The 14992-nt window shown below is 64.8% G+C and carries 11 protein-coding genes and 8 tRNA genes; 11 read left to right on the top strand and 8 right to left on the bottom strand.

Annotated elements, in window-relative coordinates:
• Window positions 1–128 precede the first annotated feature (128 nt).
• The 8 genes from map to QMX83_RS08955 all read right to left on the bottom strand — a co-directional run bounded on the left by map (window position 129) and on the right by QMX83_RS08955 (window position 9918).
• Window positions 129–893, bottom strand: a complete 765-nt coding sequence (gene map / locus QMX83_RS08990) for a type I methionyl aminopeptidase (protein ID WP_282296283.1) — start codon at window positions 891–893, stop codon at window positions 129–131.
• Window positions 890–1102, bottom strand: coding sequence for a ParD-like family protein (locus QMX83_RS08985; protein ID WP_125360453.1), 213 nt, complete (start codon window positions 1100–1102; stop codon window positions 890–892). The genes map and QMX83_RS08985 overlap by 4 nt, the downstream gene beginning before the upstream one ends.
• Window positions 1103–1662: 560 nt before the next feature.
• A complete protein-coding gene (locus QMX83_RS08980) occupies window positions 1663–2565 on the bottom strand; it encodes a cation transporter (protein ID WP_282296282.1) in 903 nt (300 codons plus the stop codon).
• Window positions 2566–2592: 27 nt separating this feature from the next.
• Window positions 2593–4881: an Orn/Lys/Arg decarboxylase N-terminal domain-containing protein gene (locus tag QMX83_RS08975; protein ID WP_282296281.1), complete on the bottom strand. Its 2289-nt coding sequence runs from the start codon at window positions 4879–4881 to the stop codon at window positions 2593–2595.
• 22 nt (window positions 4882–4903) lie between these two features.
• A complete protein-coding gene (gene adiC / locus QMX83_RS08970; protein ID WP_282296280.1) occupies window positions 4904–6244 on the bottom strand; it encodes an arginine/agmatine antiporter in 1341 nt (446 codons plus the stop codon).
• 18 nt (window positions 6245–6262) lie between these two features.
• On the bottom strand, window positions 6263–7681 hold the full coding sequence (locus tag QMX83_RS08965) for a DcaP family trimeric outer membrane transporter (protein ID WP_282296279.1): 1419 nt from the start codon (window positions 7679–7681) through the stop codon (window positions 6263–6265).
• 271 nt (window positions 7682–7952) lie between these two features.
• Complete coding sequence (gene dsbG, locus QMX83_RS08960) at window positions 7953–8759, bottom strand: thiol:disulfide interchange protein DsbG (RefSeq protein ID WP_282296278.1); 807 nt, start codon at window positions 8757–8759, stop codon at window positions 7953–7955.
• A 91-nt stretch (window positions 8760–8850) separates the two neighbouring features.
• On the bottom strand, window positions 8851–9918 hold the full coding sequence (locus QMX83_RS08955) for a helix-turn-helix domain-containing protein (protein ID WP_282296277.1): 1068 nt from the start codon (window positions 9916–9918) through the stop codon (window positions 8851–8853).
• Window positions 9919–10148: 230 nt separating this feature from the next.
• Here QMX83_RS08955 and QMX83_RS08950 point away from each other — a divergent pair, with 230 nt between their 5' ends.
• The 11 genes from QMX83_RS08950 to QMX83_RS08900 all read left to right on the top strand — a co-directional run bounded on the left by QMX83_RS08950 (window position 10149) and on the right by QMX83_RS08900 (window position 14936).
• Complete coding sequence (locus QMX83_RS08950; RefSeq protein WP_282296276.1) at window positions 10149–10547, top strand: heavy metal-responsive transcriptional regulator; 399 nt, start codon at window positions 10149–10151, stop codon at window positions 10545–10547.
• A 95-nt stretch (window positions 10548–10642) separates the two neighbouring features.
• Window positions 10643–12745: a copper-translocating P-type ATPase gene (locus tag QMX83_RS08945; RefSeq protein WP_336618956.1), complete on the top strand. Its 2103-nt coding sequence runs from the start codon at window positions 10643–10645 to the stop codon at window positions 12743–12745.
• A gap of 89 nt (window positions 12746–12834) precedes the next feature.
• A tRNA-Ala gene (locus QMX83_RS08940) sits at window positions 12835–12910 on the top strand.
• A 53-nt stretch (window positions 12911–12963) separates the two neighbouring features.
• Window positions 12964–13039 (top strand) — tRNA-Glu (locus tag QMX83_RS08935).
• 143 nt (window positions 13040–13182) lie between these two features.
• Window positions 13183–13258: transfer RNA gene (locus tag QMX83_RS08930), tRNA-Ala, on the top strand.
• Between the two features lie 53 nt (window positions 13259–13311).
• Window positions 13312–13387: transfer RNA gene (locus QMX83_RS08925), tRNA-Glu, on the top strand.
• A 40-nt stretch (window positions 13388–13427) separates the two neighbouring features.
• Window positions 13428–13503: transfer RNA gene (locus QMX83_RS08920), tRNA-Ala, on the top strand.
• 50 nt (window positions 13504–13553) lie between these two features.
• Window positions 13554–13629, top strand: a tRNA-Glu gene (locus tag QMX83_RS08915).
• 97 nt (window positions 13630–13726) lie between these two features.
• Window positions 13727–13802: transfer RNA gene (locus tag QMX83_RS08910), tRNA-Ala, on the top strand.
• A 50-nt stretch (window positions 13803–13852) separates the two neighbouring features.
• A tRNA-Glu gene (locus tag QMX83_RS08905) sits at window positions 13853–13928 on the top strand.
• Between the two features lie 51 nt (window positions 13929–13979).
• Entirely contained in the window at window positions 13980–14936 is a 957-nt protein-coding gene (locus QMX83_RS08900) for an SOS response-associated peptidase family protein (RefSeq protein ID WP_282296274.1), read from the top strand.
• Window positions 14937–14992 lie beyond the last annotated feature (56 nt).

Raw genomic sequence — 14992 nt, 5'->3', positions numbered from 1 at the left:
GGCTTTCGGCAAACGTCATGCCTTCCCGGGTGTTGAAACGCTATCGGCGGTCGACTGTCGTGCGACCCTACCAAAGCACCTGCAAAGCACGACCAGAGCGTCACCCTCCAGCGCGCCATCAGCGGCGATCACGGGGCGCGTTCACCCTCACGCAACGTCAGCACCTGCACGCCATCAGCGGTCACCAGCACGGTGTGCTCGAACTGCGCGGACAGCTTCTTGTCGCGTGTGGTCACCGTCCACCCGTCATCGCTGTGGTCAATCGCCGCGCGACCCTGGTTGATCATCGGCTCGATGGTGAAGGTCATCCCCTCTTCCAATTCCAGGCCCTCGCCGCGCCGTCCGTAGTGCAGCACCTGCGGTTCCTCGTGCATTTCACGACCGATGCCGTGCCCGCAGAACTCCTTGACCACGCTGTAGCCATGGGCCTTGGCATGCTGCTGGATGGCAAAGCCGATATCACCCAGCGTTGCCCCCGGACGCACCACCTCGATGCCCTTCCACATCGCCTCGCGGGTCACCCGCACAAGCCGCTTGGCAGCGTAGTCCACCTCGCCGATCAGGTAGGTCTTGCTGGAATCGGCGATGTAGCCGTTTTTCTCCAGGGTGATGTCCAGATTGACGATGCTGCCGGCGCGCAGGATGTCATGGGCCGAAGGCACGCCGTGGCAGACGACAGTGTCGATGGACGTGTTGAGCACGTACTCGAACCCGTACTGCCCCTTGCTGGCGGGTCGCGCCTGTAGTTCATCGACGATGAAGCGCTCGACCCAGTCGTTGACCTGCAGCGTGGACATGCCTTCCAGCTGCAGCGTATCCAGCGCTTCAAACACGCGCGCCAGCAGGCGACCGGACTCGGCCATCAGCCGGCGCTCTTCGGGGGTCTTGATCATGCTTCGGCCACCCTTAGCGCGCCCGGGTCGACTCCGGCCGCGCGCAGCTCACGGCAGACGATCTCCTGGTAGCTCAGACCGGGGTTCATTTCACAGAGCATGCCGACCTTGATCCAGAACCCGGCCTGGGCGTTGATGGAACGGCCGGAAACCGCGCTGGCGCGGCGCAGGTTGTCGTGCAGCTGGTCGTCGATGTTGACGATGCCCATGGGGGAGGTCTCGGAGGGGAATATACACATTATATACGTTATGTATATCCGACGCGAACATTGCGGGGAGGCAACGTTCTTTGGGTGCTCCCGGTAGGGTCGACCGATGGTCGACTGCACGGAACCGGTCAACGTTCGATGTCGGCATGAACATTGAACGTTGACGTGCTCTCCCGTCAGGCATGTGGCCTTCGCCGCACTGATCACCGTTATCGGCGGTCGACTGTCGTGCGACCCTACCTGCGAACTCGCCGGCATACCGCATCCAGCAACCGCGCGGAATGCCCCGGTAGAGTCGACCGTTGGTCGACTGCACGGAACGGTTCAACGTTCGATGGAGGCATGAACATCGAACGATGACGCGCTTTCCCGTCAGACATATGGCCTTCGCCGCGCCGATCACCGTTATCGGCGGTCGACTGTCGTGCGACCCTACCAAAGCGCCACCATCCGAACCGCCCAAGCCATTCAAGCCATTCAAGCCGTCCAAGCCGTCCAAGCCGTCCAAGTCGTCCAAGTCGTCCCCATCATCCCAACACACACGGGCACGCGATGCGCCCTCACGTCCACGCAGGGTCGGCAGTGAAATCAATCGTCAGCCAGAACTCCCCGCCCCGCGCATCCAGCCGTTCGGCGATCTCATCGCGCAGCGCATCCACGTTGCCGATGCTGCCAATCACGGTATCCGGGTGGGTCAAAATGTGGATCTCCACAAACCGCATCCGACCCATCTTGGCGACATGGCTAGTGAAATCCAGGTAGCCATGCTCGGCCACGAACGCGGTCATGACCGCCTGCACCCGTGCATCCAGCGTATCCGGCGCAACCTGCAACACTTCACGCATCGCCCGCCACGCCCCCCGCAAGGGAACCGGCAGTACCGCCAGACTGATCGCGGCCAGGACCAGTGGATCCAGATAGGGAATCCAGTGCGCGTGATCGCCATCGCGCAGCAACAGCGCAATAGCAAACGCCAGCACCACCGCCAGACTCATCAACCCGCTCAGCAGCCAGGCGCGCACATCCAGCCAGAGCAGCCCGGACTGCAGCCGCTTGGCATACACCCGGACAATGGCGGCCATGCCGAGGTTGCTGACGCACAGCACCAACGCCCACACCAGCGCCGGGCCCGCCTTTACCGTGTGCCCGCCCGTGGTCAGGCCGATGATGGAGTTGGCCAGGGCGTAGATGCAGGCCAGGGCCAGAATCGCTCCACCCAGTGCCTCGACCATGGGTTCCAGGTGCCAGTAGCCATACTGGAAGCGCGGGCTCTCTTCCCGCGCCACCAGCCGCAGCACCGCCAGCGCCACCAGGGTGAGCGCCACGTCCACCAGGCTATAGACGCCGTCAAACAGGATCGCCTGCGACCCGACCAGCAGGCCACCGACGAAGCCGGTGGCGCTCACCGCCACCGTGACCCCGATTGAGAACTTCAGAACCCGCTGCTCGCGTGCTGTATCCATCGCTTGCCGAAGGTCCTGCGCGTGGGCTCAGACCTTCAGCACCTCCACCCGGTAGCTCGGCGCTTCGCCGCTGCGGTCGATGATAAGCCCGTGCACGTCGGACTCGAAACCCGGGAACCGCGCGTTCTGCTCCCGGGCAATCCGCAGTGACTGGATGATGGGTTCATCAGCCGCTCCAAAGCGCTCGCCGGGCATGATGGTCGGAATGCCCGGCGGATACGGCACCAGCATGGTGCCGGCGACGCGCCCACTCAGCGCCTCGATGTCGACCCGCTCGATCTCCCCGCGCACCAGATGGTCATAAGCCTGGGCCGGGGTCATCACCGGCGCGGGCAGGTCCACGTACATCTCGCGCATCACCTTGGCCACCTCGAACTCGCGGTTGAAGTCATGCAGCGCCTGGCACAGGTCACGCAGGCCCCAGCCGGCGTAGATGTCGCCGTAGTCGGCGGCCAGGTCGGGCAAGGCGCGGCTCAGCGGCGCGTTGTGGTCATACAGTTCCTTGAACGCCATCAGCTCGGTGACCAGGGTGCTCCACTTGCCCTTGGTGATGCCCATCGAGAACAGGAACAGCACCGAGTACAGATTGGTCTTCTCCACCGTGATGCCGCGCGTCCACAGGAACTTGCTGAGTACGGCAGCGGGAATGCCGTGCTCGGCCACCTCACCACTGATGGCCAACCCCGGCGTCAACAGGGTGACCTTGATCGGGTCGATCAGCACGTAGTCTTCCACTAGTCCGTCAAACCCGTGCCAGTAAGCATCCGGCTGCAGGTACCATTCCTCGCGCTTGGCCACCAACGGCGCTGGCGCATCACCCTTCGCCAGCGAGCGCTCCAACTTGTCCGGCTGCCACACGCTGAACCACCAGTCGTCCCGGCCCAGGTCATCACGCACGTGCAACATGGCGCGTCGGAACGCAATCGCCTCATCGTGCATTTCCTGGACCAGCGATTCACCGGCCGCGCCCTCCATCATCTTTGAGGCAACGTCGCAGGCCGCAATCACCCCGTAATGCGGGCTGGTGGTGGTATGCATCATGAAGGCTTCATTGAAGCGCTCGGCATCCAGTTCGCGGGTCGCTGCATTGCGTACATGAATCATCGAGGCCTGCGAGAACGCCGCGAGCAGCTTGTGGGTGGAATGGGTGGTGAAAATGATCGCATCCTGCTCACGCGCCTTGCCCTTGGCCATGCCGTAATGGTTCTCGTAGAACGGATGAAAGGCCGCGTAGGCGTACCAGGCCTCGTCGAAATGCAGGAAGTCCACCGCACTGCCGATCTCGTCGGCAATCTTCTCGGCGTTGTAGCACAGCCCATCGTAGGTCGAGTTGGTCACCACCGCGATACGCGGCTTGGAGCCGGCCTGGAACGCCTGGCGGGCCAACGGGTTGGCCGCAATGGCCTGCTGGAGTGCCTGCGGTGTGAACTGATCCAGGCTGATCGGGCCGATGATGCCGTGCGCATTGCGGCTGGCCGTGAAGTACACCGGCACGCCACCGGTCATGATCAGCGCATGCAGCAGGGATTTGTGGCAGTTGCGATCGACGAACACCACATCGCCCCGCCCCACCGTGCCATGCCAGACAATCTTGTTGGCGGTGGAGGTACCGTTGGTGACAAAGAACGTATGGTCCGCACCGAAGTTACGTGCGGCTTCGTTCTCGGCCTCTTTGATCGGGCCACTGTGGTCCAGCAGCGAGCCCAGCTCCGGCACCGAGATGGAAAGATCACTGCGCAGGGTGTTCTTACCGTAAAACTGATGGAACGCGCGTCCCACGGGCGACTTGGTAAACGCCACGCCACCGGCGTGACCGGGGGTATGCCAGGAATAGTTCGACTCCGCCGCGTGATGGATCAACGCCTTGAAGAACGGTGGCAGCAGCGTGTGCATGTAGTCTTCCGCCGCCCGCATCACCTGGCGCGCGATGAAGCTCTTGGTGTCCTCGAACAGGAAAATGTAGCCGTGCACGTACTTCAGCAGCTTGCTGGGCACCTTCTCGATGGTGCGGCGTTCGCCGTACAGGAACACCGGCAGCCCACCCCGGCGCGCACTCTGCTCGCGCAGGAAGCCGAGCAGGCGCTGGAACTCGGTGGGTTCGTCCTCGGTGCCGTCAATGGAAATCAGCACCGCCGAGGCCGCCACGTAGGTGCGCGCGCCGGCCTGGGCGTCGGCCAGGGTCAGGCCGCACAGCACGCGCTGCTCGTTCTTGCGCAGTTCCTCCACCAGCGCGCGGATCAGAATGCCACCGATGCGCGGCGACTCGTAGTCGGCATCGATGACGATGACCGGGTAGTCCAAAGATTTGAAATACACAGCGTTTCTCCTGGGGGCGAACTCACGAAGCCTTCGAAGCATCCAGCGGCGGCAGCTGGCCGCGCTGGCGGCGACGCTCCTCGCTGAAGAACGGGTAGAACACGGTGATGAACAGCACGAACAGGAACGCGTACTGCACGATGCTGCCGGACGACCCGAAGATCGCCCACAGGCAGTACACGACGGTGATGCTGGTCAGGAACCAGAACGCGCCGATATGCACCAGCGTGTGCGAGCGCTCGACCACGAAGTAGCACGCCACGCAGGAGTAGATGTAAGGCAGCAGGGTCAGCACCACCGCCGCCGAGGTGATCACATCGAACTGTGCGGATGCGGTCTCCGAGGTGGAGGTCACCAGCACGGCAATGGTCATCAGCACCGCGACGATCAACACGCCCTTGACCGGCACATCGTCCTTGTTGGTCTTGCTGAAGATGCTGGGGAACAGGCCATCATCGGAGGCGGCCTTGGCACTCTGCGCGGTCAGCAGGATCCAGCCGCCCAGCGATCCGGCGGCGCCCACGAAGGCGCACAGACTGACCAGCGCCCCACCCCACCCGCCCACCGCATTGGCGGCGGCCAGCGCAAACGGCGCATCGGACGTCTGCAGGTCACCATTGGGGACCATGCCCATGATCACCGACGAGCTGGCGATGTAGGCAATGGCCGCCAGAAACACACCCGCCAGCGTGGCCCGGGCCACGTTCTTTTCCGGGTTCTCCACCACGCCCGCCGTGACCGAGGCCGACTCCACGCCGATGAAGGCCCACAAGGTGAGCGCCGCCGCACTGGACACCGCACCGAAGTTGGACTGACCCGACACGTTGTACGCGCCCTTGAAGATCGTCGGGTCGAAGAAGAACCAGCCGAAGATCGCGATGCCCAGGATGGGCACCAGCGCAAAGCTGGTGGTGACCGTCTGCACGCGGCTGACGAAGGCCGGACCGATCACGTTGGCGAAGCTGAGTGCCCATACCAGCGCCAGCACCGCGATGCAGCGCGGAATCGGCTGGGACAGAATTGGGAAGAAGTAACTGAAGTAGCCGACCGCGGCGATTGGAATGGCGACGTTGCCGATCCAGTTGGCGAACCAGTAGATGGTGTTGGTCTGGAAGCCCATGTACGGGCCGAACCAGTCGCGCGCATACGCATAGGGTCCGCCGGCCTTCGGGGCCAGCTTGCCAAGCTTGGCAAACACGAACGCCAGCAGCAATGCACCTGCCGTGGTGATCAGCCAACCCCAGATGGACGCCGTGCCGATCTTGGCCAGGCTGGAAGGCAGCAGAAACACCCCCGAGCCCATCATGTTGCCGGCCACCAGGAAGGTGGCACCGACCACTCCAATCTTCTTCCCCTGCGCCATGACGCTTCTCCTCGGCCGCTACTTGATGAAGTTGTATTGAAGGCTGCCCTGCAGCCGCATCGTGTCGGCGCGTTGGCCGTCCTGTTGCTCCAACTGCCCGTACAGCAGTTCCATGCCCATGGTCCACGAGGGGGCCGGACTCCAGATCAGGTTCAGCACGCCGTAGCGGCTCTGCCGGAAGGCATCGGCGGCCAGCGCATCGTCACGACCGAGGGTGAGCTGGCCGAGCACGAGATTGCTGCGCCACATCGGCGACCAGTAATGGGTATAGCCAACGAAGCCACCCGCCAACGACAGCATCCGCAGCCGACCATCCAGCGCAATGGCCGCGTCCAGTCCCGAGCCGGTCAGGTCGGCGGTGTAGCGGCTCAGGCCCTTGCCACCGAGCACACCGAACAGCAGCAGATCCTGTTCGCCCACACTGGCCGAACCGCTCAACTGCACGCCTCCGCCAAGTTTGCGTTCATCACGCTCGATACCGTCATAGCCGACGCTGCGCGCCACCGCGCCGAGTTGCAGATGCCCCCAGTCGCGCTCCATCCGCGCGGTCACGGTGACATCCGGCAAACGGCTTTCGGCACGCGTGTCATCGGTGGTGCCGGCCAGTTCACTGTCCGGATCTTCGGCGGCAATCGTCAGCGTGTTGCCCTTGCCTATTGCAAAGCTGTGGTGGATGCCCGCCACCAGCAGGTAGCCCGCGCCGCCGGGCCCGGCAAAATCCAGGGTGTCGGGCAGGCTGTCGGCATCCATGAAACTGGAGTAGCCGTAACCGGCGTAGGTGTTGCCCAGCTGCCCGTAGGCGTGGCGCAGACGGAACTGGTAGCTGTCGCTGCTACCGAAGAAGTCGTTCTCCAGATAGAAGCGCAGGTTGCCGCGGCTGGTCGGGCGACGCGCCTCGAAGCTGAAACGGGTCTGCTTGGCATGCAGGTTGAAGTTGCGCATGTCGCGGTGGTCGCTGCCCACCGGGATGGTCGAGGTGATGAACTGGTCCTCATCACCACTGGCACGGGCATCAGCCATCGCATCCAGCTTGGCGTAGCCGCCAATGCGGATCATCGTGTCGGTGTTGGGGATGGCGAAGAAGCCTTTCAGCTCCGGATCGGTGGGACCGGCGGCACTGTCCGGGCGCGAGGCGGCCGTGGACGGATCACTGACGGAATCACGCGGCGGCAGAATCGCCTGCCCGGTGCCGGGTACCTGCGGGGCGCGGGCCAGCGTACTGGTGGGGGCGCTGGCGACCACCGCTGGAGGGCCGGGTGCGATTGCCGGCGCAACGCCCTCTGCCTGTTCCAGCGCCTGCAGGCGCTGTTCCATGGTGGCAAGGGTCTGACGCAGGGCCTGGATGTCCTGACGCAACGCCTGCGCCGAATCCTGCGCGCAGACAGGAAGCGAAACCGCACCCAGCGCAACCGCGAAAGCCCAGACGAAAGCGCGCATGCCATCCTCCGTGAACTGCAGTCAACACTGCCGGTCCACGTGAGCGCACAGCGCTCAGAGGCAGACCGGCAACCCGGTACTGCAACGCAGGATTGTGATGTGCGACACACTGCGTGACAGCGCACGCAGTCCACTCGCCCTCAGGCACCCGCGTGGGATTCCCTCCTCATCCCGGGTGATCTGCCGTTCGCCGGCGGCAGACCAGCGCCTTGAGTAACAAGGCGCTGGTGAGCGCATCGTGAAGTATTACGTTGAAGCGGCTCCGAGCTGATCAGCGCGGGCCCATCACCTTTTCCATGTCCTCGCCCTGCGGCATGCCGCTGACCCGCTGCACCACGCCTTGCGGATCACGGAACAGAATGCCTGGCGTGCCCTGGAAGCCGAGTTCCAGCATCAGGCGCTGGTTGACGTCGAGCTTGTTGGCCAGGGCTGCACTGATCGTGGCCGCCGGCTTGATACCGCCCTTGCTGAAATTGTGCTCGTTTTCGAGGAACACCGCGCTAGGATTGGGCGCGCCCAGAATGGCGGCGGCTTTGGCCGGGCTGTCTTCGCGGATCACGCCGACCATCACGTGGCGAAGCTGCACTTTGCCGCTGTCCACCCACGGCCGTGCGGCTTGCCAGAAGTGGTGACAGTACGGGCAGTTGGCGTCACTGAAGGTGTACACCACGGTGGGCGCATCGGCGCGGCCATCGCGTACCCAGCTGCTGGCATCCAGCTTGGCCCAGATCTTGTCGGACATGGGCTTGGCCACCAGACGATCCAGCGCGGCCTCGCCCACGTCTTCGCCCTTTTCATTGAACAGGCTGCCGACCAGCACATGGGTGCCATCGGCGGTGACATAGGCGGCGGCCGGCTGCTGCCCGCCGACCAGACCCGCAAAGCCACGCAGGCCACCAGGGGCCTCGAATTCACCCATGACCTCAAAGCCGTGCTTCTCAACGCCCTTCAGCACGGCGGGTCGGTCAGTCGCGGCCTTGCCCGGCGTGGCAGGCGACTGCGCCTGACCACTGCCCGCAACAATCATCAACAACGCCGCCAGCAGAGCGGCGTTACGGGCGCGCGGACGCTTCAACATCATGACAACTCCAGAACACGGCAGGCGGGAACAGCCCACAGGGTAGACGGAACGGCGACCGCTGCCCACCATGCGTGCCGCACGCGCGTGCTCAGGCCGCGGAACGCATCGCCTCGCGTTCGGTCTTGGCGGTGGCCGGACGCGCGCGCTCGCGGCGCACGGAGAATATCTGCCTGCGATAGCGCGCCGGCGTGACCCCGACAATGCGCAGGAACAAGCGGCGGAACGCGCTCTGATCGGAGTACCCGACCGTCCAGGACACTTCATCCACCGCCCCACCGGCCTGCAGCAGCTGCTGCGCCTTGGCGATGCGCAGCCGCTGGCAGTAGGCAATGGGGCGCATGCCCGTGGCTTTCAGGAAGCGCCGCTGCAGGGTGCGCGGCTCCAGCCCGGACGCCTCGCAGATGTCCTGCAGCGAGACGCCCCGTGCCGCGATGCTGTGCAGCCAGCGCTGCGCCTTGAGGACGCCGCGGTCGCCGTGAGCGAAGTTTGGGCTGAAGCGCTCCAGATCTTCCTGCACGGCTTTGGGAATGGTCAGCTGCAACTGCTGGATGGCCGCGCTCATGACACTCTGCCCGTAGACACGCGCAAGCAGGCGGAGGCTGAGGTATTTCCAGGCGTCGATGCCGGACGTGGTCATCAGATCGCCGTCGTCCACCAGCGCCCGCTCGCTCGGCAGCCAGCTGGGCACCACCTGGGAGAGCGGCGGGCAGCGGGTCAGCGCCGGCAGGCTGACCGAGCGACCGGTGAGCACCCCGGCCATCGCCAGCATCAGCCCGCCTTCCTCGCAGCCGGCCAGCAGGCTGCCGGCGTCATGGCTGTCGCGCAGCCAGCTGAGCATGCGCTCGTCCGGCTGCGCCAGCGGCCAGGTCGGTTCGTTGCCGGGCACCACGATCACCGCCGGGACGGCGTCGCCGAACAGCTCCGCACCCGCCACCCGCTGCATGCCCGTGCCCCGGGTGGACAGGGTCCAGCGGGTGACCAGCATGCGCGCCCCGGGGCGTCGACCGGCGGCCGCGGTGCGGTTGCAGCGCTGTGCCAGCTCGGACAGCACTGGCGCGGCCTGGCGCAGACTGCCCGGGTACTCGAGCACCCCCACTTCCATCAGGAGGGACGAGGGCTTGGTGGGAGACGACGAAGAGGGGGACGATGCATCCATGGGTCACGCTCCTGGAACGGCGGCACTAGCGGGCTGCTTGGGACGGGGCAAACCCTGTGGAAACAAGGTGTTGCGACGATTGACCTGAGCCTACGGACCACCCTTTGCGCCAGCTATGAAACTTGTTGCAAATCTGGTCCGGTCACGACATCGCCCCACTGCCGGCCAACCCTTGACTCTTGACCAGACTCCAGGGTGCAGACTGGTCCGACGCTCCTCCCGGAACCGCCATGAACATCGGACAACTTGCACGCCAGGCCGGCGTGCCCATCGACACCGTTCGCTACTACGAGCGTCAGCACCTGCTGCCCACCGCACAGCGCAGTGCGGGCGGATATCGGGTCTTCAGCGACACCGACCTGACCCGCCTGCTGTTCATCCGCCGGGCCAAAGCGCTGGGTTTCACGTTGGAGGAGATCGGCGAGTTGCTGGCATTGAGCGACCAGCGCCAGCAGGACGTGGCCAAAGTGCGCGACACCGCGGTGCACCGGCTCGAGGACATCCAGCAACGCATTGACGAGCTGCAACGCATGCATGCAGCGTTGAAACAGCTGGTGGACGCCTGCCCCGGGCACGGTGACAACACCGCCTGTCCGATCCTGGCCGCACTGACGAGGCCGCGCGCATGAGCACCCCTGGAAGCTGCTGCAGCAGCCACCACCACAAGGCCCCCGACACTGCGGTCACTGCCCCGCCCCCGCCGGGCACGCGCTACACCTGCCCGATGGACCCGCAGATCGTGCAGGACGGTCCAGGCACCTGCCCGATCTGCGGCATGGCGCTGGAGCCGATGATGCCCCGCCTGGACGAGGGCGAGCACCCGGAGCTCACCGACTTCCGTCGCCGCTTCTGGTGGAGCCTGCCGCTGAGCGTGGCGGTGATGGCACTGGCGATGCTGGCGATGACGCCGCTGCTGCATGGCCTCTCGCCGGGGCTTCGGGTGTGGCTGGAACTCGCGCTGGCGACCCCGGTGGTGCTGTGGGCTGGCTGGCCGTTCCTGCAGCGCTGGGCGCAGTCGATCGCCAACCGCAGCCCGAACATGTGGACCCTGATCGGCACCGGCGTGATCGCGGCCTATGGCTACAGCGTGGTGGCGACTGTGGCTCCTGGGATCTTCCCGCCGTCGTTCCAGCAGCACGGCCACGTGGGGGTGTACTTCGAAGCCGCCGCAGTGATCATTTCACTTACCCTGCTGGGCCAGTTGATGGAACTGCGTGCCCGCGCGCAGACCTCGGCGGCCATCAAGGGACTGCTCGGACTGGCTCCCAAGACCGCGCGCGTCGTGCGCGACGATGGCCACGAGGAAGATGTGGAACTGGCCACCGTGCAACCCGGCGACCGCCTTCGCGTGCGTCCGGGAGAAAAGGTGCCGGTGGACGGCACGGTACTGGAAGGCCGTTCGAGCGTGGACGAGTCGATGCTCACCGGCGAACCGGTTCCGGTGGCAAAGGCCGCAGGCGACACGGTCATTGGAGCCACGCTCAACGGCACCGGCAGCCTGGTGATCCGTGCCGACCGCATCGGCGATGACAGCATGCTGGCGCAGATCGTGCAGCTGGTCGCCCAGGCACAACGCTCACGTGCGCCGATGCAGCGCCTGGCCGACAAGGTCGCGTACGGGTTTGTCCTGGCCGTGCTGGCGGTGGCGCTGCTCACCCTGCTCGGCTGGGGCCTGTTCGGCCCGGAGCCGTCGTGGACCCACGGCGTGCTCAGCGCGGTGGCGGTGCTGATCATTGCCTGCCCCTGCGCCCTGGGCCTGGCCACGCCGATGACCATCATGGTGGCGACCGGCCGTGCCGCGCAGCAGGGTGTGCTGTTCCGCGATGCCGAAGCGATCGAAGCGCTGCGCAAGGTCGATACGCTGGTGGTCGACAAGACCGGCACGCTCACCGAAGGCCGCCCGGCGTTCCGCAGCGTGCAGGCCACGTCGGCATACCACGACACCGACGTGCTGCGCTGGGCCGCCAGTCTGGACCAGGGCAGCGAACATCCGCTGGCGGCGGCGATCGTGGCCGAGGCACGTGCCCGCGGCCTCGTGCTTTCCACGCCGGACGACTTCGATTCGCTCACCGGCATGGGTGTCCAGGGCCGCGTGGATGGCCATGCGTTGCTGCTGGGCAACGTGTCGCTGATGCACGAACACGGCATCGATCCCACCGCGCTGCACGAGGATGCCGAACGCCTGCGCGCCAGTGGTGCGAGCGTGATGTTGCTGGCGGTGGACAGGCAACTGGCCGGCCTGCTCGCGGTGGCGGACCCGATCAAGTCGTCCACTGCCGAGGCGATCGCGCAGCTGCACGATGCCGGCCTGCGCATTGTGATGGCCACCGGCGATGGCACCGCCACCGCGCGGGCGGTCGCGGCCACGCTCGGCCTGGACGAGGTGCACGGTGAGATGCGCCCAGCCGACAAGGCCGATCTGATCCGCACCCTGCAGGCGCAGGGCCGTACGGTGGCGATGGCCGGCGACGGCATCAACGACGCGCCAGCGCTGGCCAGCGCCAACGTGGGCATTGCGATGGGCAACGGTACCGACGTGGCGATGTCCAGTGCGCAGGTGACCCTGGTCAAGGGCGACCTGCGCGGCATCGTGCGGGCGCGACAGCTGTCCCAAGCCAGCGTGCGCAACATGCGCCAGAACCTCGGCTTTGCCTTCCTTTACAACGGTCTGGGCATTCCGGTCGCGGCTGGCGTGCTGTACCCGCTGGGCATCACGCTGTCACCGATGCTGGCGGCGGTGGCCATGAGCCTGAGCTCGGTATCGGTGATCAGCAACGCCCTGCGTCTGCGCTTCCAGCGCCTGCCCGGCGCAGAGTCAGGGTCGTGATGGAAGTTCATGCGGAACATGAAGCAGTGCGTGCAAATTTCGCTTGCCAAGCGAAATCGCCGTCGCTATAGTTTCGCTCCTCACGACGTGGGGCCATAGCTCAGCTGGGAGAGCGCCTGCATGGCATGCAGGAGGTCAGCGGTTCGATCCCGCTTGGCTCCACCACTTCAATCATTAGGCCGATTGAAGGGTTGTGAAAAAAATTCAAAGTTTCGTGCGTCCCCATCGTCTAGAGGCCTAGGACATCACCCTTTCACGGTGGCGACCGGGGTTCGAATCCCCGTGGGGACGCCAATAACACAACGAACCTCGGCCTTGGCCGGGGTTTTTTGTTGCCAGCTCTACATGCGCGCTGACGGTGAAGATTTTTCACCTCGATGTCACAAAAGACTTGGCGAAAGCGGCATTCACGCGTAGAATTCCGCCTCCAGCATCGTGGGGCCATAGCTCAGCTGGGAGAGCGCCTGCATGGCATGCAGGAGGTCAGCGGTTCGATCCCGCTTGGCTCCACCACTTCGAACCTTAGGCCGTTCGAGGTTGCTGAAACAACTTGATGAGTTACATGCGTCCCCATCGTCTAGAGGCCTAGGACATCACCCTTTCACGGTGGCGACCGGGGTTCGAATCCCCGTGGGGACGCCACTCATCATTGCTGCAAACCTGGCGTGCCAGGTGTTTACGTGGGGCCATAGCTCAGCTGGGAGAGCGCCTGCATGGCATGCAGGAGGTCAGCGGTTCGATCCCGCTTGGCTCCACCACTTCTTCGGACATAGGCCGTCCGCTGGAAGCAAAATTCAAAGTTTCGTGCGTCCCCATCGTCTAGAGGCCTAGGACATCACCCTTTCACGGTGGCGACCGGGGTTCGAATCCCCGTGGGGACGCCAATAACGCAACGGACCCCGGCACTGCCGGGGTTTTTTGTAGGAAATGTTTGCATTTCCTGAAAATGCCGATATGATAGGCGGCTCGCAGCATCACTGTGGGGCCATAGCTCAGCTGGGAGAGCGCCTGCATGGCATGCAGGAGGTCAGCGGTTCGATCCCGCTTGGCTCCACCACTTCAATCATTAGGCCGATTGAAGTGCTCAAAAAATTAAAAGTTTCGTGCGTCCCCATCGTCTAGAGGCCTAGGACATCACCCTTTCACGGTGGCGACCGGGGTTCGAATCCCCGTGGGGACGCCAATAACACAACGAACCCCGGCCCTGCCGGGGTTTTTTGTTAGCCTGAAGCGCATGTGCTATTCCGCCCAGATCCGCGCCGATTACACCAAGCTGGTCCGCGAATACGGCGCAGTGATGTCGCTGGATGAATTCGCCCAACTCTACGCGCACGACCCGGGCAAGCAGCGACCCAAAACCCCCAAGGCCATGGACGATGGCTTTGCCGGTGCTCGTACGCCTGTCGGCCAGGACATCGTGGCCAAAATCCAGCAGTGGCATGCCGAAGAGATGCAGACCCTGGACGAGGAACTGCGCGTGCAGAGCGCCCGCCTCCGGGCCGCCGAAGAGGCCCTCGCCCACCGCCCCACCCAGAAGGCGCGCAACGAAGCGCGCATCGCGGAAAACAGGATCGAGCGTGCCCGAGCTCGCCTCGACGACCTGCACCGCACCAGCCTGCTGCCACGCGACAGCCGGATCTTCCCCGGGGTGTATGCGCCGGTGATCGTGTCCGAGCAGGGCCAGCGGGTGATCAAGCCGATGCGCTACCAGTGCCGGCTGGCCGGCAAGCCGGCGCGCAACGACGCGCTGTATCCCGGCACCTACAACGCCCGTCGCGACAGTCTTGAGGCGTACTGGAAGAATGCGTTCGGCCACACCCACGGGGTGGTCGTGGTGCAGTCGTTCTATGAGTATGTTCCCCGCCACGCGCTGGAACATCGCGCCCTGGCCGCCGGCGAGAAAGCCGAAAGCGTCGTTCTGGAGTTCGCCCCGCAACCGCCCCGCGACCTGCTGATCGCCTGCCTGTGGTCGGAATGGGAGGGGCCGGAAGGACGTTTGCTTTCGTTTGCGGCGATCAGTGACGAGCCGCCAGTGGAAGTTGCCGCTGCCGGACATGACCGCTGCATCGTGCCGATCCGTCCTGCGAACCTGGACGCGTGGTTGAACCCGGATCCGAACGACCTGGCCAGCCTGTATCGGATTCTCGATGACCGCGAGCCGGTGCATCTGGAATTTGCAGAGTCGGCGTAGAGCCACGCCTTGCGTGGCTTCGACCCACCTCGCAGCCACGCAAGGCGTGGCTCTAC

Source organism: Stenotrophomonas sp. PS02289 (genome assembly GCF_029960115.1).
Taxonomy (GTDB): domain Bacteria; phylum Pseudomonadota; class Gammaproteobacteria; order Xanthomonadales; family Xanthomonadaceae; genus Stenotrophomonas.
The sequence above is the reverse complement of the archived record's forward strand: the minus strand, read 5'-3'. Positions and strand labels throughout refer to the sequence as shown.

Coding starts and splice junctions, on each gene's coding strand:
- map (WP_282296283.1), bottom strand. CDS start 893: ATGATCAAGACCCCCGAAGAGCGCCGGCTGATGGCCGAGTCCGGTCGC.
- QMX83_RS08985 (WP_125360453.1), bottom strand. CDS start 1,102: ATGGGCATCGTCAACATCGACGACCAGCTGCACGACAACCTGCGCCGC.
- QMX83_RS08980 (WP_282296282.1), bottom strand. CDS start 2,565: ATGGATACAGCACGCGAGCAGCGGGTTCTGAAGTTCTCAATCGGGGTC.
- adiC (WP_282296280.1), bottom strand. CDS start 6,244: ATGGCGCAGGGGAAGAAGATTGGAGTGGTCGGTGCCACCTTCCTGGTG.
- QMX83_RS08965 (WP_282296279.1), bottom strand. CDS start 7,681: ATGCGCGCTTTCGTCTGGGCTTTCGCGGTTGCGCTGGGTGCGGTTTCG.
- dsbG (WP_282296278.1), bottom strand. CDS start 8,759: ATGTTGAAGCGTCCGCGCGCCCGTAACGCCGCTCTGCTGGCGGCGTTG.
- QMX83_RS08955 (WP_282296277.1), bottom strand. CDS start 9,918: ATGGATGCATCGTCCCCCTCTTCGTCGTCTCCCACCAAGCCCTCGTCC.
- QMX83_RS08950 (WP_282296276.1), top strand. CDS start 10,149: ATGAACATCGGACAACTTGCACGCCAGGCCGGCGTGCCCATCGACACC.
- QMX83_RS08945 (WP_336618956.1), top strand. CDS start 10,643: ATGGACCCGCAGATCGTGCAGGACGGTCCAGGCACCTGCCCGATCTGC.
- QMX83_RS08900 (WP_282296274.1), top strand. CDS start 13,980: ATGTGCTATTCCGCCCAGATCCGCGCCGATTACACCAAGCTGGTCCGC.